General features: G+C 38.2%; 24 protein-coding genes and 1 other annotated feature. Of the genes, 8 read left to right on the plus strand and 16 right to left on the minus strand.

Annotated elements, in window-relative coordinates; translation table 11 throughout:
• The 3 genes from RTK36_RS02185 to ilvD all read right to left on the minus strand — a co-directional run.
• Nucleotides 1-422: TRAP transporter small permease (locus tag RTK36_RS02185; RefSeq protein ID WP_312043874.1), on the minus strand; the 422-nt coding region annotated here is incomplete at its 3' end.
• Between the two features lie 32 nt (nucleotides 423-454).
• Complete coding sequence (locus RTK36_RS02190) at nucleotides 455-1,480, minus strand: TRAP transporter substrate-binding protein (RefSeq protein WP_312043876.1); 1,026 nt, start codon at nucleotides 1,478-1,480, stop codon at nucleotides 455-457.
• A 100-nt stretch (nucleotides 1,481-1,580) separates the two neighbouring features.
• A complete protein-coding gene (ilvD, locus tag RTK36_RS02195) occupies nucleotides 1,581-3,242 on the minus strand; it encodes a dihydroxy-acid dehydratase (protein ID WP_312043879.1) in 1,662 nt (553 codons plus the stop codon).
• A gap of 524 nt (nucleotides 3,243-3,766) precedes the next feature.
• Here ilvD and RTK36_RS02200 point away from each other — a divergent pair.
• The 5 genes from RTK36_RS02200 (at nucleotide 3,767) to leuB (ending at nucleotide 9,734) form a co-directional block, all read left to right on the plus strand.
• Entirely contained in the window at nucleotides 3,767-4,474 is a 708-nt protein-coding gene (locus RTK36_RS02200) for a FadR/GntR family transcriptional regulator (RefSeq protein WP_312043882.1), read from the plus strand.
• A 246-nt stretch (nucleotides 4,475-4,720) separates the two neighbouring features.
• Nucleotides 4,721-4,965, plus strand: a binding site (T-box leader).
• 141 nt (nucleotides 4,966-5,106) lie between these two features.
• Nucleotides 5,107-6,771 carry a 2-isopropylmalate synthase gene (gene leuA / locus RTK36_RS02205; RefSeq protein ID WP_312043884.1) on the plus strand — a complete coding sequence of 555 codons (1,665 nt, stop codon included), beginning with the start codon at nucleotides 5,107-5,109 and terminating at the stop codon, nucleotides 6,769-6,771.
• Between the two features lie 118 nt (nucleotides 6,772-6,889).
• Nucleotides 6,890-8,164, plus strand: coding sequence for a 3-isopropylmalate dehydratase large subunit (leuC, locus tag RTK36_RS02210; protein WP_312043886.1), 1,275 nt, complete (start codon nucleotides 6,890-6,892; stop codon nucleotides 8,162-8,164).
• The gene (leuD, locus tag RTK36_RS02215) at nucleotides 8,161-8,655 is read left to right on the plus strand and encodes a 3-isopropylmalate dehydratase small subunit (RefSeq protein WP_312043888.1); all 495 of its coding nucleotides are present in this window, start codon (nucleotides 8,161-8,163) and stop codon (nucleotides 8,653-8,655) included. Before leuC ends, leuD begins: the two co-directional genes overlap by 4 nt.
• 5 nt (nucleotides 8,656-8,660) lie before the next feature.
• Nucleotides 8,661-9,734, plus strand: coding sequence for a 3-isopropylmalate dehydrogenase (gene leuB / locus RTK36_RS02220; protein WP_312043890.1), 1,074 nt, complete (start codon nucleotides 8,661-8,663; stop codon nucleotides 9,732-9,734).
• A gap of 141 nt (nucleotides 9,735-9,875) precedes the next feature.
• On the opposite strand, the gene RTK36_RS02225 is transcribed toward leuB, so the two are convergent.
• The 5 genes from RTK36_RS02225 to RTK36_RS02245 all read right to left on the minus strand — a co-directional run bounded on the left by RTK36_RS02225 (nucleotide 9,876) and on the right by RTK36_RS02245 (nucleotide 13,221).
• Complete coding sequence (locus tag RTK36_RS02225) at nucleotides 9,876-11,471, minus strand: potassium/proton antiporter (RefSeq protein ID WP_312043892.1); 1,596 nt, start codon at nucleotides 11,469-11,471, stop codon at nucleotides 9,876-9,878.
• 336 nt (nucleotides 11,472-11,807) lie between these two features.
• Nucleotides 11,808-12,194, minus strand: a complete 387-nt coding sequence (locus RTK36_RS02230; protein WP_312043894.1) for a hypothetical protein — start codon at nucleotides 12,192-12,194, stop codon at nucleotides 11,808-11,810.
• 5 nt (nucleotides 12,195-12,199) lie between these two features.
• Nucleotides 12,200-12,379 (minus strand): hypothetical protein, encoded by a 180-nt coding sequence (locus RTK36_RS02235; RefSeq protein ID WP_312043896.1) that lies wholly within the window; start codon nucleotides 12,377-12,379, stop codon nucleotides 12,200-12,202.
• A gap of 331 nt (nucleotides 12,380-12,710) precedes the next feature.
• Nucleotides 12,711-12,866 carry a hypothetical protein gene (locus RTK36_RS02240; RefSeq protein ID WP_312043898.1) on the minus strand — a complete coding sequence of 52 codons (156 nt, stop codon included), beginning with the start codon at nucleotides 12,864-12,866 and terminating at the stop codon, nucleotides 12,711-12,713.
• 145 nt (nucleotides 12,867-13,011) lie between these two features.
• Nucleotides 13,012-13,221 carry a hypothetical protein gene (locus RTK36_RS02245; protein ID WP_312043900.1) on the minus strand — a complete coding sequence of 70 codons (210 nt, stop codon included), beginning with the start codon at nucleotides 13,219-13,221 and terminating at the stop codon, nucleotides 13,012-13,014.
• A 187-nt stretch (nucleotides 13,222-13,408) separates the two neighbouring features.
• On the opposite strand from RTK36_RS02245, the gene RTK36_RS02250 reads away from it, so the two are divergent.
• Together RTK36_RS02250 and RTK36_RS02255 are read left to right on the plus strand one after the other, a co-directional pair.
• Nucleotides 13,409-13,900 carry a helix-turn-helix domain-containing protein gene (locus RTK36_RS02250; RefSeq protein WP_312043902.1) on the plus strand — a complete coding sequence of 164 codons (492 nt, stop codon included), beginning with the start codon at nucleotides 13,409-13,411 and terminating at the stop codon, nucleotides 13,898-13,900.
• 495 nt (nucleotides 13,901-14,395) lie between these two features.
• The gene (locus RTK36_RS02255; protein ID WP_312043904.1) at nucleotides 14,396-14,587 is read left to right on the plus strand and encodes a hypothetical protein; all 192 of its coding nucleotides are present in this window, start codon (nucleotides 14,396-14,398) and stop codon (nucleotides 14,585-14,587) included.
• An 87-nt stretch (nucleotides 14,588-14,674) separates the two neighbouring features.
• On the opposite strand, the gene RTK36_RS02260 is transcribed toward RTK36_RS02255, so the two are convergent.
• Nucleotides 14,675-16,507, minus strand: a complete 1,833-nt coding sequence (locus RTK36_RS02260) for a methyl-accepting chemotaxis protein (RefSeq protein WP_312043906.1) — start codon at nucleotides 16,505-16,507, stop codon at nucleotides 14,675-14,677.
• Between the two features lie 606 nt (nucleotides 16,508-17,113).
• On the opposite strand from RTK36_RS02260, the gene RTK36_RS02265 reads away from it, so the two are divergent.
• Nucleotides 17,114-17,605, plus strand: a complete 492-nt coding sequence (locus RTK36_RS02265; protein WP_312043908.1) for a hypothetical protein — start codon at nucleotides 17,114-17,116, stop codon at nucleotides 17,603-17,605.
• 85 nt (nucleotides 17,606-17,690) lie between these two features.
• On the opposite strand, the gene RTK36_RS02270 is transcribed toward RTK36_RS02265, so the two are convergent.
• The 7 genes from RTK36_RS02270 to RTK36_RS02300 all read right to left on the minus strand — a co-directional run bounded on the left by RTK36_RS02270 (nucleotide 17,691) and on the right by RTK36_RS02300 (nucleotide 25,728).
• Nucleotides 17,691-17,888: a transcription initiation factor TFIIIB gene (locus tag RTK36_RS02270; protein WP_312043910.1), complete on the minus strand. Its 198-nt coding sequence runs from the start codon at nucleotides 17,886-17,888 to the stop codon at nucleotides 17,691-17,693.
• A 197-nt stretch (nucleotides 17,889-18,085) separates the two neighbouring features.
• Nucleotides 18,086-18,934, minus strand: a complete 849-nt coding sequence (panC, locus tag RTK36_RS02275; protein ID WP_331654923.1) for a pantoate--beta-alanine ligase — start codon at nucleotides 18,932-18,934, stop codon at nucleotides 18,086-18,088.
• A gap of 18 nt (nucleotides 18,935-18,952) precedes the next feature.
• Nucleotides 18,953-19,780, minus strand: a complete 828-nt coding sequence (gene panB, locus RTK36_RS02280; protein ID WP_312043912.1) for a 3-methyl-2-oxobutanoate hydroxymethyltransferase — start codon at nucleotides 19,778-19,780, stop codon at nucleotides 18,953-18,955.
• Nucleotides 19,777-20,544 (minus strand): Rossmann-like and DUF2520 domain-containing protein, encoded by a 768-nt coding sequence (locus tag RTK36_RS02285; RefSeq protein ID WP_312043915.1) that lies wholly within the window; start codon nucleotides 20,542-20,544, stop codon nucleotides 19,777-19,779. Before RTK36_RS02285 ends, panB begins: the two co-directional genes overlap by 4 nt.
• Nucleotides 20,545-21,224: 680 nt before the next feature.
• A complete protein-coding gene (locus RTK36_RS02290) occupies nucleotides 21,225-22,916 on the minus strand; it encodes a GGDEF domain-containing protein (RefSeq protein WP_312043917.1) in 1,692 nt (563 codons plus the stop codon).
• A 393-nt stretch (nucleotides 22,917-23,309) separates the two neighbouring features.
• Nucleotides 23,310-23,552: a hypothetical protein gene (locus tag RTK36_RS02295; RefSeq protein WP_312043919.1), complete on the minus strand. Its 243-nt coding sequence runs from the start codon at nucleotides 23,550-23,552 to the stop codon at nucleotides 23,310-23,312.
• 79 nt (nucleotides 23,553-23,631) lie between these two features.
• A complete protein-coding gene (locus RTK36_RS02300; protein WP_312043921.1) occupies nucleotides 23,632-25,728 on the minus strand; it encodes a glutamine synthetase III family protein in 2,097 nt (698 codons plus the stop codon).
• Nucleotides 25,729-26,094 lie beyond the last annotated feature (366 nt).

Genomic DNA, 26,094 nt, shown 5'->3' on the forward strand with positions numbered 1-26,094 from the left:
CAACCTAAAGGAATGGCCAAATACATAAACTTCATAGGGATATGTAAAGCAGCAGATTTTTGTATACCCATCATCCCCATATAACGTATGCCATGATAAATTGCGAGGGCAAAAAAGAATCCGCACAAGATATGTACCAAAATTTTTGCAAATTTTTTCATCCCTTGAGGCAATAAGTCCTGAACAAACAACACCGCAATATTGCTTCCTGATTTATAGACACAACCAGCGCCAAGCAGGGATGTCCATATCAAGAAGTATCTGGCAAGCTCTTCGCTCCAAGAGATTGCTGTAAAAAACACACGGCAAATGATTTGCACAGATGTTGTCACTACCATTGCGCCCAGAAGGGCTACACAAATTGTCAAACACACTTTGTTAATGGTATCGCTTAGTTTTCTAAAAAATGTTATGACTGACATAAGTAGCCCTCCCTTAACCAAAACAAATATAATTATTTGCTCAATACATCTTGAATCTGCGCAATTAAATCTGAATACTTCTCGCCATATTTATCATAAGTAGGCTTTACCGCAGTTTTAAAGGATTCAATATCGGGATTTTCAACTACCTCTACGCCATTTGCCTTAATATCTTCCAACTGGTTTGCTTCGTTATCTGCAACCCACTGACGTTCATATTCAGCAGCTTCCTGTGCAGCTTCCTTAAATGCAACCTGAACATCCTCAGGCAATGCATTAAATTTCTGTAAGCTCATAGTAATAATAGCAGATGCATAAGCATGACGGGTCATTGTTAAATATTTTTGAGATTCCCATAATTTAAAGGAGTGGATAACGTTTACAGGGTTCTCCTGACCATCAATGGTATGCTGCTGTAAAGCCGTCAAAGCCTCTGACCATGCCATTGGCACTGCGTTTACACCCAAGGAACCAAACGTAGAGATGTATACCTCATTTTCCATTACACGGATCTTCAATCCGTTTACATCTGCAGCAGACGTTACAGGCTTAACGTTATTTGTCAAGTTTCTGAATCCTCTTTCTGCGTAAGCTAAGCCTTTCAGGTTAGCACCTTCAAACTTATCCAGCAAGCCCTGACCTACTTCACCATCTAAAACCTTATAAGCAGAGGAATTATCTGGGAATAAGAACGGCATGTCCAACACACCCATTTCAGGAATGAAGTTTACAAAAGGTCCGCTGGTGATAATGCCCATATCTAAAGTGCCCATCTGCATACCTTCCAACATGGTTCTTTCATCGCCCAAAGAACCATTAGGATAAATTTCGATTGCGTATGCCCCATTTGTTTTTTCTGCAACCAATTCTTTGAACTTTTCTGCTGCAACTTGAAAGCTATCCTGTTCGTTTACTGTTGTACCAAGCTTTATGACAACAGGTTCTGTGGATGCAGCATCACTTCCCTCTGCTGCAGGCTTTGCGGCATTACCGCCACAAGCGGTTAAAGATACAACAAGTGCGGTTGTCATGGCAACCATAGACATAAAACGTTTCATACAAATTCCCCTTCCTAGCTAAAAAAATGTTTTGACTGAAGCCCTATCTACTTGTTTAAATTAAGCAATGAGCCTAAAACCTAACTGAAAACCTTCAAAATTATTTGAATATAGCTCCTGTGTTTGCACTGGTTACCAGCTCTCTGTATCTTCTCAAGTATCCATCGGGTACTTCTTTCAATACAGGCTTAAATTCGCCTCTTCTTCTTTCGATTTCCTCATTGCCAACCTTAAGTTCCAGTTTATTATTCAGCATATCAATGCTGATCATATCCCCGTCTTGAATTAACCCAATTACACCCCCAGCTGCCGCCTCAGGAGAAACATGACCGATGGATGCACCCTTGGATGCACCAGAAAATCTACCATCGGTAATCAGTGCAACGCTGTTATCCAACCCTTTTCCAGCCAAGGATGCTGTGGGTGCAAGCATTTCCCTCATACCAGGGCCACCCTTAGGTCCTTCATAGCGAATAACTAAAACATCACCCGCAACAACCTTGTCATTTAAGATTGCCTCGATGGTTTCCTCCTCGCTGTTAAATACCTTCGCTGGACCTTCATGCACTAACATTTCAGGCAGCACAGCCCCCTTCTTAACAACAGCACCATCAGGAGCAATATTTCCCCATAAAATTGCCAAGCCGCCATCAGGAGAATAAGCAGTTTCCTTGGTGCGTATTACATTGGTATCCAAGACCCTTGCCTTTTCAATATTTTCTCTCACCGTTTTCCCTGTACAGGTAATTACATCTGTATCAAACAGACCATATTCAGCCAATTCCTTAATTACGGCACTGATGCCCCCTGCATAATCCAAATCCACCAAGCAATCTGAACCTGCGGGACTTAATTTTACAAGATGAGGTGTTTCCTTGCTGATTTTATTGATTTCTTCAAAGTCCACCTTTAATCCAGCCGCATGGGCAATGGCAGGCAAGTGAAGAACTGTATTTGTTGAACAACCCAAAGCCATATCCGCATGCAAAGCGTTTCTTAAGGTTTTCTCTATAACAATATCTTTGGGGCAAATATTCTTATCCAATAGCTCCATAATCTTCATTCCTGCTTCTTTCGCCAAGCGAATTCTTGCGGCACTGATAGCAGGTATGGTACCATTTCCAGGCAAGCCTAAGCCAACCACCTCTGTCATGCAATTCATAGAGTTTGCGGTAAACATACCCGCACAAGAGCCGCATCCGGGACAAGCGTTGTTTTCAACATCATCTAAAACTTCCTGGGTAATTCCCTCTTTGCCAATGGCACCAACTACTTCAAAGGCATTAGACAAGGTAATTTGCTTCCCATCTATTGTTCTGCCAGGCATCATAGGGCCACCACTTACAAAAATGCTGGGCACGTTCAATCTCAACGCCGCCATAAGCATACCGGGCACGATTTTATCACAATTAGGAATAAAAACCAACGCATCAAAGGGATGTGCCATTGCCATGATTTCTACCGAATCTGCAATATGTTCTCTGCTGATGAGAGAATACTTCATGCCACTATGACCCATAGCAATCCCATCGCAAACACCGATTGCAGGGAATACAAAAGGCGTTCCCCCCGCAATGCGGATACCAGCTTGTACTGCCTCAGCAATTTTATCCAAGTGAACATGTCCCGGAATAATATCATTCTTGGCACAAACAACACCAATCATTGGTCTTCTGATTTCCTCGTCAGTAAGTCCCAGTGCTTTAAATAAAGATCTGTGGGGAATCTTAGTTGACCCCGTTTTCATTGCATCACTTCTCATATTACAATCCTCCTTTATATTTAAAAATATAATACTTCTTCGCTTTAGATTACATTTCACTGCTGAAATTGGTCAGACATCTTTTTCTTGTTATCAAAAATTATATGCATTTTTTTTCGATTGTCAATAAGAAATTTACCCATTTATCAAATTTGTGCAAACATACATAGACATGTACAGAATTGTAATGCTATAATTGGTCATACAACTTTGAAATCGAATTTCTACGAATGACCTCTGTTTTCATGTTATGGTAGGTTTGATATTCTTATTGGAATTTGCTATAATTGCAAAAAACATAAATGTATTCAAATAAAAAGAGTGGCGTATGCAAATGAATTGATTTCAAATTTTCGTTTAATCCCCCAAAAAGCTCTAAAAAAAGCAGTTTCGGTGATTAAGTGGAAGGAATCGTGTTCAAAATTAAAATACTCAACATTGTAACTGGTTGTGATTATAAGTCCCCACTCCAAAATTGAATTACTTAATTGTTTTGTTGATCTTTAAGAACAAGGAGGAAAAATGTGAAAACTGAATTTATTCCCGCCTCACAAGTTGCAGCTAACGAACTAAGCGATATGATTTTTTTACAAAAAATATATAAGCCAAACGAGAAATTACCAAACGAGCATGAGCTTTCTGCACAATTAGGCATAAGTCGTGCCACATTGCGTGAGGCAATTAAACTTCTAGCAGCTAAAGGTATTTTAATCATCAAACGGGGCAGTGGTACTTTTGTTTCACCTTTGGAAGATCAGGCAACCGACGTTTTTGGCGTGACCTATTTGAAGGATAAGGTAAAGCTAATAAACAGTTGGTTTGAATTTCGTTTAATTTTAGAGCCCTCCTGTATTCGCCTTGCAATACAAAACGGTACCCCCCAAGAGCTTCAAGCAATTATTGATTCGGCAAAACGTATGGAAGCTGTAAATACTTTAGAAAAAGATGTACAGAAGGAAGCCATCATCAAGGAGGATCAACTTTTCCATATTGCCATTGCTACCGCCACCCATAACGATATCATTCAGCTCATTATGCCTTCCTTGGCGGCAGCAGTTAAGGATTCCATCATCACGGCAACACAAATTGGTACGGATGTAAAGTCAATTGATAATGCACTTACCTATCATGCAAAAATTGCAGAGTTCATTGAAATGAGAGATGCTGATGGAGCAGCGATGGCCATGCACTATCATCTTAAGAAAGGCATTCAGGATTTAAACACTCCCTAAGCTCCCTTACCAACAAAAAATAGGCATCTGTGCTTGAGAAGGTAAGTGCCTGTTCTCAAATAGCTCACGATTCTAGTGCTTCTATTTATCTGATACTAAAGAAACTGGATTGATTCATTAAAAAATTATGCGTGTATGAAACGCATCCATTCTATTCTTTATTTTATGCAATGAATATTTTTTCATTGAAAAAGGTATTGACACAAGAACAATTTTCTGCTAAAGTACTCATTAAATTGTATCTATAAAAATGCAACGAAAAGGAATAGTAGATTCTTGGATATCTTCAGAGAGCTGCCGGTTGGTGCGAGGCAGTGTTATGAAAAGAGCCGAACTCGCCTTGGAGCAGGACACTGAAAAGACCTTCGTCGGTAGGTGTTCCCGGAATTTCCGCCGTTACACGGAATAGGATATGCTTGTATCCTAAAAGTGCGCCTAATGATTTAGGCGAATAAGAGTGGTACCGTGGAAGTCAGCCTTTCACCTCTTTGCAAATTTGCAAATAGGTGAAAGGCTTTTTTTATTTTCTACTGTATCAGTTTTATAAACCACTTTCGTGGCGCAGAATTCTTTTCTAGTTGCAGCAGCAAACAAAATCAAAGAGAAAAGAAGAGATTTGAGGAGGAAGAAAAATGGAGAATTATCAAAAATATAAAGCTTATGAAACAGTTAATATGTCTGATAGAACTTGGCCTGGCAAAAGAATCACCAAGGCGCCCTACTGGTGCAGTGTTGATCTTCGGGATGGCAATCAGGCATTAGAAACTCCTATGGGTCTGGAACAAAAGTTGGAATTTTTTGATTTTCTTGTAAAAATGGGCTTCAAAGAAATTGAAATCGGCTTTCCTGCGGCTTCCGAAACTGAGTATGAATTTACAAGAACTTTGATTGAAAATAACTTAATTCCCGAAGATGTTACAGTTCAGGTTTTGACCCAATCTCGTGGACATATTATTCAAAAAACTTTTGAAGCATTAAAGGGCGCAAAAAACGCTATTGTTCATTTATATAATTCCACGTCTACTTTGCAAAGAGATGTAGTATTCGGGAATTCTCAGCAGGAAACCATAGAGTTGGCAGTTTATGGTGCTACCCTGATTCGTGAAATTGCAGAAAGCTATCCTGAAACAAAATTCCGCTTTGAATACTCTCCCGAAAGCTTCACTGGGACAGAAATGGATTTTGCCGTAGAAATCTGTAATGCGGTCATTGATGTTTGGGAACCAACAGCAGATCATAAAGTAATCATTAATTTGCCTGCAACTGTGGAAATGGCTATGCCTAACCTGTATGCAGATCAAATTGAGTATATGTGTCGTAATCTGAGCAACAGAGAAAATGTATTGGTAAGCCTTCACGCCCACAATGACCGTGGTACCGCTGTTGCAGCAACAGAAATGGGCATGTTGGCAGGAGCTGACCGTGTTGAGGGTACTTTATTTGGCAATGGAGAGCGCACCGGAAATGCAGATATTATGACCGTTGCTATGAACCTGTTCACCCAAGGCGTTGACCCAATGTTAGATTTTACAAAAATCGATGAAGTAGTAGAAATATATGAGAGTACCACAAAAATGAGTGTTCATCCCCGTCATCCTTATGCTGGACAATTGGTTTACACTGCCTTCTCTGGAAGCCATCAGGATGCTATCCGCAAAGGGATGGAAGGAATGAAAAATCATCCTAAGCATTGGGAAGTTCCCTATCTGCCCATTGATCCAATGGATGTGGGAAGAAATTATGATCCTATCATCCGTATCAACAGCCAATCAGGCAAAGGCGGCGTTACTTTTATTTTGGAGCAGTATTATTCTTTGCATATGCCAAAATCATTTCAGAAGGATGTGGGTGCAGTTGTAACTCGAGTCTCGGACGAAATGCAATGTGAACTGAGTCCTGAAAAGATTTTTGAGGTATTCAATCAAGAATACGTTGATATCCGCAGTCCATTAAAATTAATTCAATATCGCACTGAAACTGTGGATGCTGAGCGAGATGTTCTCGCCATTGAAGCAGAAATAGATTACCATGGTGAACGGCATTTCATTCAAGGCGAGGGTAACGGTGTTGTTTCCGCTTTCTGTCATGCCATAAATGATTTTATTCATATGCCAATTGACATTGTCAATTACCGTGGACACTCCATGGAATTAGGAACAAATTCAAGGGCAATATCCTACATCGAAACCAAAGATGCTCAAGGAAACCGATATTATGGAGCAGGCACCTCCTCCAGTGTTGGTAAGTCCTCCCTGCGGGCAGTGGTAAGTACCATCAACAAAATGCTGTCAGTTTAAAGAGCAATAACCTTGGGGCGTTGCCTCAACTACCCACAAGCCTTTAAAAAGGCTTCTGGGGTTTGGGCAAAGCCCAAGGCATTTTGAATTTAAATAATTATTGAAAGGATGTAATCATATGGGAATGACAATGACACAAAAAATACTTGCAAAACACGCAGGATTAGATAGCGTGGTTCCAGGCCAGTTAATCCAAGCCAAATTGGATATCGTAATGGGTAATGACATTACCACCGCCGTTGCATTAACTGAATTTAAAAAAACCGGTGCAACAGAGGTTTTTGATACAGAAAAAGTAGTTATTGTACTGGATCACTTCACACCCAATAAGGATATCAAAGCGGCTGAACAGTGTAAAAGCTGTCGCACCTTTGCTTATGATATGAATATAAAAAACTTCTTTGACGTGGGGAAAGCAGGCATTGAGCATGCATTGTTACCAGAACAGGGAATTGTAGTTCCCGGTCAAGTAATTATCGGCGCTGACAGTCATACCTGTACCTATGGTGCATTGGGTGCCTTCTCCACTGGCATCGGCTCAACGGATATGGCCATTGGCATGGCTACTGGCGAATGCTGGTTTAAGGTACCCTCCGCAATTAGGTTTCGTATTGTGGGCAAAAAGCCTCCCTATGTCAGCGGTAAAGATGTTATTTTACATATCATCGGCAAAATAGGCGTAGACGGAGCTTTATACCGCTCTATGGAATTTACCGGAGAAGGCATCAAAGAATTATCTATGGATGATCGCTTTACCATTGCAAACATGGCAATCGAAGCCGGAGCAAAAAATGGTATTTTCCCTGTTGATGAGGCGTGTATTGCCTATGCAAAAGCGCATTCTAAAAAAACCTTTGATATATATGAACCTGATACAGATGCTGAATATGATGAAGAAATCACCATTGATCTTTCTTCCTTGGAGCCAACGGTTTCCTTCCCCCACTTACCGGATAACACAAGAACCATTGATCAGGTTGGAGATGTGAAAATTGATCAGGTGGTTATCGGTTCCTGTACAAATGGCAGAATTGAAGATATGGCCATTGCCGCAGATATTCTTCGTGGTAAAAAAGTTGCTGATCACGTTCGTACCATTATCATACCTGCCACGCAAGAAATATATTTGGAGTGCATCCGCCGAGAATATGTAACGGACTTTATAGAAGCTGGCGCTATCTTCTCCATGCCTACCTGCGGCCCTTGTCTTGGAGGACATATGGGTATCTTGGCAGCAGGAGAGCGTTGTGTCTCCACTACAAACAGAAATTTTGTGGGGCGTATGGGTCATGTGGAAAGCGAAGTTTATCTGGCAAGCCCTGCCGTAGCTGCGGCATCGGCAATTGCGGGTAAAATCGCAGATCCCAGAAAAATTGGAGGTAATGCTGAATGAATGCAAACGGAAAAGTTTTAAAATACGGAGATAACGTGGACACCGACGTAATCATTCCCGCAAGATACTTAAACGTATCCAATGGCGAAGAATTGGCGAAATATTGCATGATTGATATTGACCCTGATTTTACTAAGAAAGCACAAAAAGGTGATATTATTGTAGGACTGAAAAACTTCGGTTGTGGCTCTTCCAGAGAACACGCCCCATTAGCAATTAAATGCGCAGGGATTAGTTGTGTCATTGCCTCCACCTTCGCGCGTATTTTCTACCGCAATGCCATAAATATTGGTCTTCCCATTCTGGAGTGTGATGAAGCGGCAAAGAACATTGAAAACGGTGATGAGGTAAGCATCGATTTTGACAGTGGTATCATCACCAACCATACAAAAAATCGTACTTATCAGGCACAGCCCTTCCCTCCTTTTATTAAGGAAATTATGGCATCCGGTGGCTTGGTAGAGCAGACAAAGGAAAAAATAAAGGGGTAAAGATTATGGGAGAATATAAAATTGCAGTCATTCAAGGGGACGGTATTGGTCCCGAGGTCACAGAAGAGGCTATTAAAATATTAAAAGCCGTCGGTGAAAAATTTCATCATCAATTTACTTTCGAGTATGCTCTGGCTGGTGGCTCTGCTATTGATGCTTGCGGAGTGTGCTTACCAAAAGAAACTTTAAGCATTTGCAAAACCGCAGACAGCGTTATGCTAGGTGCTGTTGGCGGGCCAAAATGGGATAATGTGCCCAATGCCCAACGTCCCGAAAAAGCTCTGTTAGGCTTGCGCTCTGAATTAGGGCTGTTCTCCAACCTGCGTCCAGCAAAGATTTATGATGCTTTGGCAGATGCTTGTCCTTTAAAAGCTGAAATCGTAGCAGGAGGGCTGGATATCCTTATTGTAAGGGAATTAACAGGAGGCATTTATTTTGGTGAACGAGGCTATCGTGATGGGAAGTATGGCGAAGAGGCTTATGATGTGGAAGCCTACAGCGAAATTGAAATTAAGCGTATTCTAAAAAATGCTTTTGAAGTTGCAATGCAAAGGAAAAAAAGAGTTTGTTGTGTAGATAAAGCAAATGTACTGGAAACCTCCCGCCTTTGGAGAAAGGTTGCCGAAGGAATGAAAGAGGATTATCCAGAGGTTGTTCTTTCCTATATGTATGTAGATAATGCGGCGATGCAGCTGGTGCGAAATCCCAAGCAGTTCGACGTGATTGTTACCTCCAATATGTTCGGCGATATTTTATCTGATGAGGCAAGCATGATTACAGGCTCTATCGGCCTGCTTCCATCAGCAAGTTTAGGGGATAGCACCCTTGGAATGTATGAACCCATCCATGGGTCTGCACCTGACATAGCAGGACAAAACAAAGCAAACCCCATTGCCGCCATTCTATCAGTTGGGATGATGTTAAAATATTCATTTTATTTGGAAAAAGAAGCAGAATCCATTGAGAATGCAGTAAAAGCAGTTTTGGAACAAGGCTTGCGTACTCCCGATATCTATTCACAGGGCACCACACTTATGGGTACAAAGGAAATGGGAGAGGCAATTGCTGAACACATTTAATTAGAAGGATTGCCTTAATGATTAAAGTAGTTTTCCGTTTTATGATCTTACAAATAAAATTATTTAGAGTATTCAAACTTAGTTTAGGGTGACATGGCCATGTGCCATGTCACCCTAATTTAAAATAAACGTCTGTTTCATCTATAAAACTTCTGAAAAAACAAGTATATCTTCCTCCTGCAATACGGTATCTCCCTTGGGAATCACAATACTCTCTCCTCGGCGAATCACGATAACCCGTTCATCCCCGCTACTAGCATCTGCTATTGTTTTTCCATACCAGCGCGATTCTTTTTTCACCTTCAATTCATATAAAGTTAACCCTTCAATCCTATTTGGTGATTTTCCGCTTAGTATGAAAATGTCACCCGCCAAAATTTCTGTATCTCCATTTGGCATAATATTTTCTTTTTCTCTTACAATCAACAGTAAAAAGGAATCCGGTGGAAGCAGGATATCTTTCACTTTCTGATGAACCCATCGGTGATCAGAAGGAATTGCAAGCTGTAGAAACTGCACAGGTAGTTCATCCATATAATCGTTAAAGGTACTCATAACGTCAATATCGTTATCCGTCATATTTAGTCTCTTCGAAACAAAGGGAATTAATGTTCCCTGAATCAAAATCGAAAAAAGCACGATGAAAAACACAATATGAAAAATATCATTATTCATTTCATTTACCCTGATTGTGGCCATGATAGCAAAAACAATGGATGCAGCACCCCTTAATCCTGACCAAGAAACCAAACGTTTTTGCCCTTCGGAACTTTTAAAGGGTGTTAGTATTGCATAAACAGCCACAGGACGAGCAATAAAAGTGAGAAAAAGTGAGATTGACAAAGCAGTAAATGCCACCTTTGGCAATTGAGATGGAAATGCTAAAAGTCCAAGCAAGAAAAAAAGTAATATCTGCATTAAGCCTGTCAACCCATCAAAAAAGTGAACCAACTCAGATTTATCCTGTATTTTACTATTTCCAAGAATTATTCCAGTAATATAGGCGCTGAGATATCCATTTCCGTCAAAGACTGTTGGTGCTGCATAGGAGATAATGGCGATTGCCATAATAAAAATGGAATAAAACCCTGAACTTGAGAGTTTAAATTTTTTAAAATATAGAAGTGTAATTACAGCTATACCTACGCCAAAAACACCACCAAATACAATTTGTTTAAAAATTAAAAATATAAACTCCTGAATAGAATTATGTCCATTCATAAATGAAAGTACGATTATGGTAAGCATATAAGCAAAGGGGTCATTACTACCACTTTCAATTTCAAGAAGTGATGCTGTATGATCTCGAAGGTTTAACCTTTTTGAACGAAGAATTGAAAATACGGAAGCTGCATCAGTTGAACTTACAACTGCACCAATTAAAAAACTTTCTAAAATGGAAATACCCATAACGAAAAAGCAAAAAGTTCCTACGAGAAGTGCAGTAAAAATTGTTCCCATGGATGAAAGTAAAATTGCTTTAGCGGCAATGGGTTTAGCCTCATCCCACTTCGTACCGAACCCACCATAAAACATTATAAAAAGAAGTGCGATAGAACAGACCTGTTCCGCAAAATAATAATTATCAAATTTAATTTTGACCATACCATCGGAACCAAAAAACATACCCAACAAAATAAAAACTAAAAGAACGGGCATTCCAATTTTATTTGAAATTCTATTTCCGAGTACACATACAATGATGATTGTTGCTACTAATAGTAAATTTAAAACCATTTTTGCCTCCCTTCAAGAGTAGTGCTGATGATTCCAAAGGTCGAGCGCCAACCAGTTGAAATTTTTAGATACAATTATTATTTATCTTATTAATTATAACAAAAATTCATTATTATGTAAATCTAACTTACCATTATAATTTCTTTATATTTTCATATATGGAAAATTTTAATAATTGTATTTACATTTATGGATTAAAGAATTCTCTTTCTTTCAATTGATACTGTATTTTACCAATCTTACCTGTTTATAAGCTTATTAAATACTTTTTAAATTTTCTATTGATAAATGCCCCAATGCTCTTTTCATTATCAAGCATTGAGGCAAAATATATTCTTATCTTTTTTTATCCAATATACTGAAAAATCTTTTTCTAAGTACATAAAACCCTGACCTGCTAAATGGAATGTCCAAATATTCATAGGTTATCCCGTCCGTTACATTTTTTAAAATATATTTATATAATTCACCATCCGCCTCCAACGCAGATTGCTCTATCATTTGAATTTCAGCAGACAGTTTTGCTCTTTTTATAGCTACATTTGCTGTTCTGTCAGAAAAAATATCACCACCTTTTCCTCCGAATTGGGGAGAAGAAAGTTCTGTCATGGAAAGCAGTCCCTTCTTCTTTTCCCTGTACTGCCTGCAAAAATATTTTAATTCCCGATAACGATTATTGGAGATATCATACTCCGAAAGTTGTAAATCTCTTTCCTTAGCCAATGGCTTCACCTCTTAACTTTGTTTAGCTTCTGCCTTTTATAACGCTCTACCTCATCATTATGAGCAGTTCGGGCCTCCCGAAGCTTATCCAGTTTTTCTCGCTCTTCTTTATACCGACAGCAACTGATATGACAAAGCGGATGACGCTCTTGGCAATGGTAACAGCAAGTAATTTTATAACACATTTTAACCCCTCCCTATTGCAAAATACGCTCAAACTAGCTTTTGTAGACCTCAGAAACCATCAAAAAAAAACGACTGTCAATTTGTATGAAAAAGCTTTCAGAAAAATTTAAAATTCTACACATAATATTTTGGCGATCAAAAAATATATTCACATGATAAGACCTTTTGGAAAGCCCCCTCTTTACTTCTTAATGCAATGAAACCTTAGCACGGAATTATTGTTCCCTTCTATAATTTCATTACGTAACCTCCACATTTTCCTATTTTTACGGCAACTATCTCCGCAAATCATTTTGATTTAAAAATTGCCTTTACGTTAAAACGGTAAATTTATATGTATTTCACATTGGTCACGGCCAATCCAATTATTTTTAATGACATACATAGCTTGTATTTTACTCCACAACAGTTTGGACAAAGGCGGTATTTCGTGCCAGCCCCCGCCCCCATGCCATCTCTTATCCGCAATCTGTATTGATAAGGCACTCCCAACCCTCCTCTGCTTTATTGGCCAGCAAACCTTTTTATAATTCTTTACCTAGCCATATTACACATTCTTTTTACTAGAACTTAGTTTTTATGTTCTCACTTTGCTGCTAAAAAAGCGAACCTATTGTCGCATTTCATGCGACTAATTTGCAAAAAAAATTCTTTCGGCATCACTTCCCTCCAGATTCAATATCTGAACCAGTTTATGTACTTCTATTATGGTAAAGCATTTACCAATACCATTTAGCTTATCCTGAAAAATATGATTGCTTATTCCCAGCTTTTCAGCCATTTTGGCTTCTGTGAGTCCTTTCTTCTGAATTTTCTCTTTTAATTTGTTTGTATCCACCATGCTATCGCCCCTTTCCGTCGCATGTTATGCGACAATTTAATACTAACGAAGTATTGTAGAAAAGTCAACCTTTTTTGTAAAATTTTGTACATTCGCATTTAATGCAACAATTTTGTCGCACTCTATTGCATATATGCGATTTTCTGTTATACTTAACTTATGTTTTCAAAAGGAAGGAGGTTACAAAATGAATGTTGGACAAAGAATTAAAGAATGCAGAATTAGAAGGGGGCTCACCGTAGATGAACTGGCAGAAAAACTGAAGAAGAATCGGGCTACTGTCTACCGTTACGAAAAAGGCGAAATCGAAAACCTACCCATTACCATACTGGAACCAATTGCAGAGGCTTTAGGAACCTCTCCCGCCTTTTTAATGGGTTGGACAGAGAACAGCACACCTTTGATGGAGAAAAAGAACATCAATGAGGTTGGAGAAATGAGAGAGACCTTCCACCCCACCACCCATGAGTTGGATGTTTTGAAAGCCTACCGTAGTCAACCTAATATGCAGCCTGCTGTTGATCGCATATTGGGCATTACATCCATGCGTAATTTTCGTTTGGAAGGTAACGTTGCCGCCAGAGGCTTTAAGGAAACCGCCGTCAGCGAAATGATTGATAAAACACCGAGAAACATAAAAAGTCTTCTTGACGAAGCTGCTGAAGATATTGATTTTTAGTCTCTTGTGCTAGGGTTGTAAATCTGATTTTCCAATTCCAGAATAATCCTTTTATCCACTTGCTTTTATAAACATTATCCTTTGAAACAAAACCATGTAAAAGGAGTGTTATCATTGAAGTATCGTTTATATCAGCAAGCAAGAAATCTTTCTTGGAAAGTGCTACGAGACCGCGGGATTAATCAATTACCTGTTAACTTGGTGAAATCTGTAGGTATTACAAAATAAAAACCGCCCCATATTCTAAATTCACTTTATGGGATATGGTGAAACCTCAGGCAAAAAATGGAGACGGATTTTCTTTTAAGCTGCAAAATCAATATTACATCTTTTTTAACGACAGTGTCCCTTATCTTGGGCGAATTCCCTTCACATTAGCATATGAAATAGGTCATATTTTGTTAGGCCACATTGAGACAATCACTTTCTATCGAAACTGTGAAATAGACTCTCAAACAATGGAAAAAAAACGATATTTTTGCAAGAGATATTCCAATGCCAGCTGTTGTTCTTTCCGCCCTTGATGTTCATTCAGACAAAGAGATTGCCAAACTTTGCAATATCAGCATGCAATCATCCAAAATCAGGGCAAAACGACTGGAAGAGTTGCACCAAAGGCACTGTTTTCAGCTTCATCCTCTAGAAAGAAGCATAATGCTACAGTTTAAGGACTATATCGAAAAATAATAGTAACAAATAATTTATCCCCTAAAAGTTGATCGATCGAAAATCAACCTTTAGGGGATTTTTTAGAACTAATTATTCTTTCAAAACTTAGTACTTGCCCTCTAAATTTTTCGCCATAGGGTCAATGAACATTTGAGAAGTAACATTCTCCACTTTGGTGTCTTCTCTGTCATGAAAGTTCTTTAGCTGAAATTTACCAATTAACTCCTTTAACATCAACGATTGCCCTGAAAGCTCCTCACTCGCTGCTGCACTTTCCTCAGCGGTTGCAGAATTCGTTTGAACAACAACTGCGATTTGCTCTACACCTAAATTCACCTGTGCAATAGAAGTAGCTTGTTCTTCGCTGGCATCTGCAATATATTGAATAATTTGAGAACTTTTTTCTGCATTTTTCACAACATCTGCCAAAGCTGCGGCTGCCTCATTCACGTGATTTGCACCTATTTCCACAGCCCTAACAGATTTTTCAATCAAATCAGCAGTATTCTTTGCGCTCTCGGCCGATTTTCCCGCCAAGTTACGTACTTCATCAGCAACAACAGCAAAGCCTCTTCCGGCTTCCCCTGCCCTTGCCGCTTCTACAGCAGCATTTAGCGCTAAAATATTGGTTTGAAAAGCAATGTCCTCTATAGCTTTAATAATTTTGCCAATTTCCTTAGAGGTGTCGCTGATTTCTTCCATAGATTGAACCATTTCATTCATCCGCTCACTTCCACGCTGAATCGCACTTGTAGACGCAACGGAAATCGCCTTGGCTTTCTCTGCATTTCTTGCCGTCTCACTGCTATGTTCTGAGACCTCATTGATTGATGCGGACAATTCCTGAATTGAACTGGCCTGCTCTGTTGCCCCTTGTGAAAGAGCCTGAGCACCGGCTGCAACCTGCTCTGAACCATTTGCAACCTGTTCCGAGGCGATATTAATTTGCACTAGGGTATCATTCAGCATGTCTGCCGTGCCAATTAACGCTTGCTTCACTTTCCAAAAGTCTCCTTCATATGAATTTTGGAACGTTAAATTTAAATTTCCTCGTCCAATTTCTTCCAACAAATAAGAAATTTCATCAATATATACTATGTATGTTTTTAATCTATTAATTAAAACAACCATGGATTTTGCCAGCTGACCAACCTCATCATTGCTGTCCGTGTCAACCTCTGCATCCAAATTTCCTTCAGCTAAGGTACGAGTAACTTTGTTTAATTTTCCAATGGGCCTCACAATGCTTAAAACAATATAAAATCCTAACGAGCAGGATACACCTACACAGATAAGAATCATAATAAGCAACTCTATAATGGATTTTTGAATGCTGGCTTCAACAATTTTATTTTCCTCGGCTATATAGGTATCAATAAAATCTGTATAGTTTCCTGTGCCTAAAACCAAATCAAAAGGAGCAAAATATGCCGAATAGCCTCTTTTAGGCATTGCCTCTGTTTCTCCCGGTTTTGGAAAAACAAAATCAGTGTAGCCTCCACCATTTAATGCTTGTTCCTTAATGGCTTGAACAAAGGGGAAACCCGCTGCATCTTTTGCATCCTTTCGGTTGGTTCCTTCTGTGTCTTTACCCAAAAGAACAACACAAGTTCCATCAGTCTTGTCACCCCAGAAATATCCATCCTCTCCGTATCTCATATTACGTAGTGTTTCAAATCCTATCTTTTCTGCCTCTTCTTTTGTATAAGCGCCCTGTAAGTGTTCATTATATACACTTTGCAGAACTGATACAGCACCTTCCACCTGTTCTTTAATCTTTTGATCAAATTCCCCTCTGATTTCCTTCTCCATGGTATCAAGGAACATATCTTTTTGTGTTTCCATTCTTAAAATGGATGTCCCCGCTACACCAATCCCCGAAAGTGCTACCAGCAGCATTAAAATTGCCATTTTTGTTTTGATTTTTAGTGATTTCACTTGACCCCTCCTTTTTCTCTGTGCACATACGAATTAAATTCATAATGGCTCTTTTATTGCAATACGACTAATTATCCTTTTTTACCATTTTTGAACCTTAATTCATGTAGATTAAACATATAATTAATAAAAATTATATCATGCATTCTCCATTTTGCAACATCTATTTCCATTTTTTATGCAAAAAAAACAGCATTTGATACTTACAATTGTAAATATTTCATATAAACAATGCTTTTTGCAACTTTTTAAATCTAATAAATCTTATTTAAAGCTTATTTTAAAAAAAGTGCTCCATTCTTAATATGAAAGATGATATGGATAAAATGCAGGTGGGTGGATTAAATGGTTACAATTCGTTTACATAACAAGCAATGTTTTGCCTTTTCATACTTACACATGAAACCATAGGAAATCCACATTTTTTACTAAAATAGATTGGTATTTATTTATTTCTGTGATATAATTTTACATGGTATAGTACTTTAATATGAATAATCACACAAAAAACAAAGACTAATTCTATACTTTCCATCTGATTTTTACATTTTAATAAGTAGCAAATGCTGAAGTAATATTCATATCTGAAAGAGAAGAGGTGTAACCATGCTAAGTGAATATATTGGTATTATTGGTGCAGTGGCGGGCTCCGTCAGTACACTGTTTGTCACGGAGTGTATTCGTCATATTGGCAGTGTTAAAGTATTTCCCACTGATGTCCGAATTAAATATCATTTGAATAGTAACTTTAATAATTCAATTTATGAAGAAGTTAAGCAACCTTTTCGACTGGGATATGATTTGGAAATTTATAATAGTAGTAATGTGCCCCAAATTGTACACGAATTTAAGCTTGCATTTTATAAAGGGAACAACTTAGTATATGAAGACCGCCCCAAGTGTGACAGACATATATTAAGTATCCCTCCGAAAGGAATTCATTCTATCACTCAGGTATATGACATGGATGATATTGATAACGTACTTGTGGGTGTATCTAAAATTATTTTGAAATATAGAACCTTAAAAATGCGCTATCGTAAATTTGTTCTATATGAAGGCCCATCGCTATACCCTGATACCGGAAAAAAGGCTTAAAACTGATAAAAAAAAGGTGCATCCAATTTGGAAGGCACCTTTTTTTAAAAGACATTTCTCTTTTAATTCTTTATAAATACTGCAATCACTTAAATTTTTCAGGGTCTGCAACTCTAAAAGATAAAATATGTCCACACTTTGTGCATACATCCGCAAGCACATTTGAACCAAAGGATAAATATTTATTCGCCGGTCTCATCGTAGCATAACCAGAAAGTATTCCTTCCCCAATTTCAGCACATCCACATATTGGGCATTTCTTATTTTCCTCGCTTTTTTTCATGCAAAGCTTCCCCTTCCACGATAGCATAGTTTATTCTTAAGATTATACTGTCTTTTTCATTGTTATCCGAAAAACAAAAAACGCTTAGGAAGAATTCAAAAGAACTGTTTTTAGAAAGCGCTTAATGCTGCTTTTTTGGTCTTTACACCTTATAATCATGGTACATAGCACAGAATAGCCTTAATGAGCGTCTGAGGTTAAGAAATTTCATAAATAATATTGTCTATCAGTCTGGTTTTTCCAATGTAGACTGCAATGGGAATAAGAACTGAGCGAGTAATTTCGCCGCTAATGCTATGCAAGTCTTGGCTATCCACAACTTCTACATAGTCAATTTTCGCCAATGGCTCCTGAATAATGCAAGAAAGCATGGCTGCTTTTAAAATGGATGCATTCCGCTCCCCTTTATCCAATATACTTTTAGCCATTTCCAAGCTTCTACTTAAAACGAGAGCTGCTTTTCGCTCTTCAAAGGATAAGTACATATTTCTTGAACTTTTAGCCAAACCGTCTGACTCTCTGACAATGGGACAAGGTACAATTTCTACATCAAAATTCAAATCCTGAACCATTCTTTTGATAACTGCTACTTGTTGCGCATCCTTTTGCCCAAAGTAGGCTTTATCTGGTTGAATGATATTGAAAAATTTTGATACTACTAAACAAACACCATCAAAATGCCCAGGACGCTTGCTCCCACAAAGAACATCCGTTAAACCAGTAATATGCACCGTGGTGCTCTTATCAGGAAAGTAAAGTGTCTCTGCCTGAGGAGAAAACACAATATGCACACCAATCTTTTTGCATACCTCATAGTCCTTGTTTATATCTCTGGGATATGCCTCAAAATCTTCATTTGGGCCAAACTGAGTGGGGTTCACAAAAACACTGGTAACAACCCTATCGTTTTCCAGAACAGCCCGCTCCATTAAGCTCTGGTGTCCATCATGCAATGCACCCATTGTGGGTACAAACCCCACAGAAAGCCCTTCTGTCCTCCATTGCTTTATGATATTTCGTACCTCTTTTATTGATTCTACAAGCATAATTCTGTCTCCTGTTTTTTAATATAGCTTCTTCAGCTGCTCTTCATCTATTTTAAAGGTATGCTTGTCCTCTGGGAAAAGGCCTTTTTCCACCTCTTCGATATACATACCAATTGCTTCCCCCATTATTTTCCCGACTGAGGCATATTGCTTTACAAATTTAGGTATAAAATCATCAAACATGCCAAGCATGTCCTGATAAACCAAAATCTGACCATCACACTCTCTACCCGCACCAATTCCAATGGTAGGGATGGAGACGGCTTTTGTAATCAGTTCTGCAACCTTAGCGGGAATCCCCTCCAAAACAATACTAAACGCACCGGCTTCTTCCAAGGCAACTGCATCGGCAATCAATTGCTTTGCTGTTTCTTCACTTTTTCCTTGCACCTTAAAACCACCAAAGGCATTCACTGACTGGGGCGTCAATCCCAAATGTCCCATAACGGGAATTTGCGCTGCAACAATTGACCTTACTTGTGGTAAAACATTGGCTCCGCCTTCCAGCTTAACTGCATGAGCGCCCCCTTCCTTTACCATGCGACCTGCATGATAAATGGCATCCTCAATACTGGTATGGTAGGATAGAAATGGCATATCGCTCACAATCAATGCATTTTTGGCACCTTTTTTCACCGCTTTGGTATGATAAATAATCTCATCTACCGTTACCGCCAAAGTGTCTTCATCCCCTTTTATCACCATACCCAGGGAATCACCTATCAGAATCCCATTGATTCCACTTTCATCAATGATTTTTGCCATGGAATAATCGTAGGCTGTAAGCATAGTCAATTTTTTGCCTTGCACCTTTGCTTCTTTAAAAGTCAAAACCGTATTTTTCATTTTTCCAGTCCTTTCAAACAATGTTCTACCTTGTCGTAGCTACTCAACTTTTCCCCATTCCCCTTTGCTCTGGCCAATTTTAATAAATGAAGCGAAAGACCTTTATATAGTTCTTGATCCTCTTCCCGAACGACATCAAGATGACGTTCCACCGTTTTCCAGTCTCCTCTTGGAACCGGACCGGTAAGAGAGGATAAAAAGCCCTTTTCTTCAATATTTCTGATATTACCCTTAATCAAAGGCATCGCTGCATAAATGGCTTCTTGTTCCGTCAAACCGATCTCTTGAAAATAGGACACGCCTATCTCCAAGAGTGCCAGGGTAAGATTTGACACAAAGACATTCGCAAGATGATACATTGCTGAGGTTTCCAGATTTCTCACAAAATAGGCATTCCCTATTCTCTTTAACATCTGTAAGACTACATCTTCATCCTTTGATGAAAACTGCCCTTCCACGGAAAAATTCACATTTTTCAGTTCCTCGAAGTCCACAGCCTTATGGGAAAATGCGTAAATTGGATGGATTGAATAAACGGCTGCTCCTGCTGCTTTGGAAAGCCGCAAAACCGTTGATGGAAGTGAGCCACTAGCGTGGCAAATTGATTTGCCTTTTACGTTCAACCTAGAAATTTCAAAATCTATCGCTGGAACCGTATCATCGGGAGTTGTTATCCATAAAACATCGTTTTCTTGAACAATTTCTTTCAAATTTTTATATACTTTTGTATGAGTTATGCGGCAAGCTTCTTGAGTGTTTTCCAAAGTTCTTCCCAAAAAACCATTTACCGTTAATCCATGATACAAAAAGTAGCGTGCAATCCAATTTTGATATCATACCACCTCCTTGGGTTAGTACAACATCCAAGTCAATCTCATTCCCGATAGATATGAGTTGAACACAAGGTAATTCAAGTTTTTTGCATCCTCTATTTCAGAAATCTTACCTTTCATCATTTGATAAAGTAGTTTTCCATTATGGGTCTACAAATCATTTCGCTTTGGTGCAGTTTTTTCAATACCACCCGCAGACAGAATACCACCAAAACCCTCATAACTCAACCTTTTTTTCCTTGTTACTGGAAATTAGTAAATATTTCATAGAGAAGCCCCACTAAATTTGTGCTTCAACACTGTAATACAGCTATACCTGCCTTTAAGTTCCTTTGCTAATTTACTTAAAGGTAGTGGTTTTTGTCATTCTAATTTGGTTATTATAAATAGAAATCCACGAATAATCATCTGACGCTGATGAATAAATTATTCATAAATATTTATTTTGAAATTAAAAAAATGCCCATAACTTATGTTTATAGGCATTTCAATCATTATTTTTTATGCAATCTATTCTTTTTTCATTCAATCATAATAATTGACTATCGCATATTCAAAGGAATTTAAGCTCTGTAAAATAGAGGTTTGTTTGATCACCAAGAATTTTCATTTTAATCATTTACAAATTCTTTACGCTCTCGTGATCTCATTTTATTCGCTCTTTTTCGCTCTTTATCCTGATACATAAGTGTATCTGCTAATTGAAAGGCCTCATAGATACTTTTCCCTCTAGTATCTGCCTGGAAAGCCAGTCCCCATGATGCGCTTAAAAAACTGTGTTTATTAATATTTCTTTCAATTATCTCATTTCTAAGTTGATATAAATAGCCTTTCAGTTCTGCCCTCTCTCCCTTTAAGATAATAGCAAATTCGTCACCACCAATACGAAAGCATCTTCCAGCTTCATGAAAAACAGATTCTAAGCATTCCGACATATTGCGAATCAATTGATCTCCCACCCAGTGTCCATAGGAATCATTGATAAACTTTAACCCGTCTACATCTAAAATGCAAATTGCATTTTTCGCTGCATCCTCCGGTTCCACTTTAGAAATTTCCTCTAAATACATATCAAAGGCATATCTATTTTCAAGCTGGGTCAGTGCATCTGTGTAAGCAGCTTTTTTATATGCCGCCGCTTCCATCCCAATTTTTATTAATTCGAGATTTTTGTCAACTTCACCCTTAGCAACAATAAGCAAAGCAATCAGCGTTCCACAACGAAGTAATAAAGCACTGTCAAATTGATCTGAGATATAAAAATAAATAATATTTAGCAGTGCAAAGAAAAGAAATACAGCAAAACCAAGGAACAATAATCTGTTTTTTCCCACTGAATCGGTTCTGATATATTCTACCATGGTATGCAAATATAACATCATTGTCAAAACAATAATGATATGAGACAACGGCATCCATTTATAAAAATCCACGAGACCCAAAGATTGCGCAATAATCATTAAGAAAAAATTAGCAATGGCTACCATGGCTAATTGATGATATGTATTTTGATTTTTGGGTTTTAATGCATTGTTAATAAATAAAATCCCCGGTATGGGCATTAACGCAATTGATAGAAAAACCAATTGATACGTTAATAACACCTTCCCCAAGAAAAATTGAATAAATCTTGACTCGGCTAAAAACCACACCCCCAGTAGGAATGCGAACAGACCTAGATATAAAAAGTTTGTAGTGTGTCTAATTCTGAATAAATAAACTCCATAAAGAATTAGCATCACAGCAAATAAAATCACTAAAATGCTCATAAATACCGCCGGGAAGTAGTCAAATCCAATTTGAAATAAAATTGCACTTTTGCTACCCAGCATCATTTCACCAAATTTTTCTTGATAATTATCATAAAACGAGTCGATTGAAATTTTCATGATCTGACCAGGATAAACTTCCGGCAATGTAATTATATTCCATGCACTACCTGGAGATTTTGGAAAGGTCATAATTTCCATGGGTTTTTCTAAAGAATAAATTTTTTTATCATCGATTGTAACAAGTACCTCTTGATGGGAAGACCGAAAAGCCAAACAAGTACCAGCTGCAATAGGTTCTTGGAACGTTTTATATAGTTGAAATGGTTTTTCAGCATCACCAGGTATTTTGCTAGGGAGAGTGATATCTCTAATCTGTTTATCTTGCGTTTGATATTGCCAATCATTGGCCAAAAACGTTATGTTTTCCTGATTGAAACTTAGATCTCTTAAGTCAAATTGAATTGAAATACCACAAATAAATACACATAAAACCATTGCTACAGAAAATAGCAAAAGTATTACCTTTTTCATATATCACCGCCCATCCAATCTGATTATGATTATTCTGAACCACAAAAACAAATCTCACTAATTTTATCACATTTTGTTATCATATTAAATATAATTTAGTCTTTTGCTTACAATTTAATTGAAAATTTTGTAATAATATCCAACCTATATCTTTTGTATTTTTATTACATATAATAAGAATACAATCACAGGATTTAAATTGAAATAACCCTTCTCCCTCACACATGGTGAGCACAGTAAAATTCGAAAGATAATAAATGAGTATTCCATTAGTATAGGGCAAAGGCTCACCGGTGAAAGCAAAAGCAGCCTCCAACACCCGTAAGATTTTTTCAAGCTAAAGCGAACAAAAAAATGCCACAGAATTTTACATTCTGTGGCATATAGGACAATTTAGCTATGCAAACTACTTATTCCTTCTTTTGTAATTCCGGTAACAATATAATCGGCCCCGCAGCACATATCAATTTCTATAACCTCGATATAACCTTTATTTTCTAAAAAAGGAATGGCCTCCAATACCTCCTGCATAGTCAAGGAAGAACTGTACTTCAAAATATCTGGAACATCCATTTCTCTGCCGTTTATACATTGGGTTTGAATTATTTGCATAATTTCCTTTTGTTTTTCATTCATAAATTGTCCCTCCTATTATATTCAGTATACCATAAAAGGAGAAAAAACTATATGTATCTTTTGTACTGTGAATATTCTATTACAAAACGCTGAATAGCAACTCCCCATAAGTAGGGAAAGGCCAATACTTCTCACTAACCTGTTCCTCCATAGCATCTGCAACAGCACGTAATGCAACCATTGCCGGAATAACATCGTCTTTGTAATGCTCTGCCACAATTTGTTCATTCTCAAAATTCTTAGCCTTTGACAACGCATCTTCCAGTGCTTTCTGCTTATCAACAAAGTCAGCACACATATCAGAAAGGGCGATCAACAAACCTTCTTCGCTCTTGCAGTTAATTGCAGTTGAAATTTGTTTTTTAAGTGTGATTGTTTCAGCCAATTCTTTGGCATATGCACTAACCGCAGGTAAAATGCTCTTTTTCGCAAGTTCCAACATAGTCAAAGCTTCAATATGAATTACCTTAATATAGTTTTCAACCAAAATTTCGTAACGAGAGTGAATTTCTTCTTTTGTTAAAACTCTATGCTTCGTGAATGTAGCAATATTCTTTTCTTTCAAATAATAGGGCATAACATCTACTGTGGTTTTCAAGTTCAACAAGCCTCTTTTTTCTGCTTCTTCAACCCATTCATCTGCATAGTTATTGCCATTGAAAATAATACGTTTGTGCTCAATTACTGTCTTACGAATTAATTCATTTGCTGCTGTGGTAAAATCTTCTGCCGTTTCCAGCTCATCAGCAAGCAGAGCTAATTCTTCTGCAACAATGGTATTTAAAATAAAGTTAGGGCAAGCAATGGAAACAGCGCTTCCTAACATACGGAATTCAAATTTATTACCTGTAAAGGCAAAAGGTGAAGTTCTATTTCTATCCGTTGTATCTTTGAAGAATCTAGGAAGGACATGAACGCCAACCTTCATCATTTCTCTATCCTTGCCTGCATATTCCACGCCGCTTTCGATGCTATCTAAAACAGCCTGCAAATCTTCTCCCACAAACATGGAAACAATGGCAGGAGGTGCTTCATTCGCACCCAAACGGTGATCATTGCCAGCAGAAGCTACAGAAAGACGCAGCATATCCTGATATTCATCAACTGCCTTTATCAAAGCAACTAGGAACAATAAAAATCTTGTGTTTTCCGCAGGGGAATCACCAGGCTCCAGCAAGTTTGCACCTTTGTCGGTGGAAATTGACCAGTTGTTATGTTTACCGCTACCGTTTACACCATCAAAAGGTTTTTCATGTAAAAGACATACCAAACCATGTTTATCTGCTACTTTTTTCATCAATTCCATTGTTACCTGATTGTGGTCACACGCAATATTTACCGTAGTAAAAACAGGTGCCAATTCATGCTGGGCAGGAGCAACTTCGTTATGTTCTGTTTTTGACAGAATGCCCAGTTTCCAAAGCTCTTGGTTCAAATCATACATAAATGCCTTTACTCTAGGCTTAATGGCACCAAAATAATGATCATCCAATTCCTGTCCTTTAGGAGGCTTTGCACCATAAAGGGTTCTGCCACAGTAAACTAAATCTTTGCGCTTCAAGTAAACGTCCTTTTCAATCAAAAAGTACTCCTGCTCGGAACCTACCGTTGTATTCACACGGCTTGTTTCCGTATCACCCAGCAATCTAATAATTCGCATTGCCTGCTTATTAAATGCCTCCATAGAACGTAGCAATGGTGTCTTTTTATCCAAAGCCTGCCCACCGTAAGAGTAAAACGCCGTAGGAATGCATAATGTGTCGTCTTTAATAAATGCAAAAGAGGTAGGATCCCAAGCGGTATACCCTCTTGCTTCAAAGGTAGCACGCAAACCACCATTGGGGAAGCTGGATGCATCAGGCTCACCTTGAATCAACTCTTTTCCTGAAAACTCCATAATAACCTGCCCGTCTCCAGCAGGTGCTATAAAGCTATCATGCTTCTCTGCGGTAATACCTGTCATTGGCTGGAACCAGTGTGTAAAGTGGGTTGCACCCTTTTCAACGGCCCAATCCTTCATAGCATTAGCAACAATATCTGCTACTTCCTTATCCAGCCGTTTTCCTTCCTGCATCACCTTACACATTGTTTTATAAGTGCTTTTTGGCAATCTTTCCTTCATCACATGTTCATGAAAAACCATTGATCCAAATAATTCGGGAACTTTATTTTCCATATTTTCCAGCCTCCTCTATCCTCTTTGTTTAGACACATATCTATCTAGAAGGGGCTGCAGATAAACGCTCAGCCATAAGAAATATGTAAAACCTCTCTTATGGCAATGCGTCCATCCGCAGCCCCGTCGCTGTATACCACGTCATTATAGGGTTTGCTTTGTAGACTGTCAACAAAAATATTAAACTGCAAAAAAGAGAAAATGTAACGAAATTAACAGGAATGAATAAGGATTCCTTTCATTTATTGAAATTCACTGTGCATATTTCAGCCACAACCGATGTACATTTGTCTTTTCTCCCTCAATTTCTAATGTATAAAATGGGATACCTGACAAATTATTTTGTGAAATACAACTTTCCCAGGG

The organism is Anaerotignum sp., from assembly GCF_031981185.1.
Classification (GTDB): domain Bacteria; phylum Bacillota; class Clostridia; order Lachnospirales; family Anaerotignaceae; genus Chakrabartyella.

Coding starts and splice junctions, on each gene's coding strand:
- panC (WP_331654923.1), bottom strand. CDS start 18,934: ATGCTTGTAGAATCAATAAAAGAGGTACGAAATATCATAAAGCAATGG.
- RTK36_RS02300 (WP_312043921.1), bottom strand. CDS start 25,728: ATGGAAAATAAAGTTCCCGAATTATTTGGATCAATGGTTTTTCATGAA.
- RTK36_RS02190 (WP_312043876.1), bottom strand. CDS start 1,480: ATGAAACGTTTTATGTCTATGGTTGCCATGACAACCGCACTTGTTGTA.
- RTK36_RS02250 (WP_312043902.1), top strand. CDS start 13,409: ATGAATGTTGGACAAAGAATTAAAGAATGCAGAATTAGAAGGGGGCTC.
- RTK36_RS02255 (WP_312043904.1), top strand. CDS start 14,396: ATGCCAGCTGTTGTTCTTTCCGCCCTTGATGTTCATTCAGACAAAGAG.
- RTK36_RS02225 (WP_312043892.1), bottom strand. CDS start 11,471: ATGGTTTTAAATTTACTATTAGTAGCAACAATCATCATTGTATGTGTA.
- ilvD (WP_312043879.1), bottom strand. CDS start 3,242: ATGAGAAGTGATGCAATGAAAACGGGGTCAACTAAGATTCCCCACAGA.
- RTK36_RS02265 (WP_312043908.1), top strand. CDS start 17,114: ATGCTAAGTGAATATATTGGTATTATTGGTGCAGTGGCGGGCTCCGTC.
- RTK36_RS02245 (WP_312043900.1), bottom strand. CDS start 13,221: ATGGTGGATACAAACAAATTAAAAGAGAAAATTCAGAAGAAAGGACTC.
- leuB (WP_312043890.1), top strand. CDS start 8,661: ATGGGAGAATATAAAATTGCAGTCATTCAAGGGGACGGTATTGGTCCC.
- leuD (WP_312043888.1), top strand. CDS start 8,161: ATGAATGCAAACGGAAAAGTTTTAAAATACGGAGATAACGTGGACACC.
- RTK36_RS02235 (WP_312043896.1), bottom strand. CDS start 12,379: ATGTGTTATAAAATTACTTGCTGTTACCATTGCCAAGAGCGTCATCCG.
- leuC (WP_312043886.1), top strand. CDS start 6,890: ATGGGAATGACAATGACACAAAAAATACTTGCAAAACACGCAGGATTA.
- RTK36_RS02295 (WP_312043919.1), bottom strand. CDS start 23,552: ATGAATGAAAAACAAAAGGAAATTATGCAAATAATTCAAACCCAATGT.
- RTK36_RS02270 (WP_312043910.1), bottom strand. CDS start 17,888: ATGAAAAAAAGCGAGGAAAATAAGAAATGCCCAATATGTGGATGTGCT.
- RTK36_RS02290 (WP_312043917.1), bottom strand. CDS start 22,916: ATGAAAAAGGTAATACTTTTGCTATTTTCTGTAGCAATGGTTTTATGT.
- leuA (WP_312043884.1), top strand. CDS start 5,107: ATGGAGAATTATCAAAAATATAAAGCTTATGAAACAGTTAATATGTCT.
- panB (WP_312043912.1), bottom strand. CDS start 19,780: ATGAAAAATACGGTTTTGACTTTTAAAGAAGCAAAGGTGCAAGGCAAA.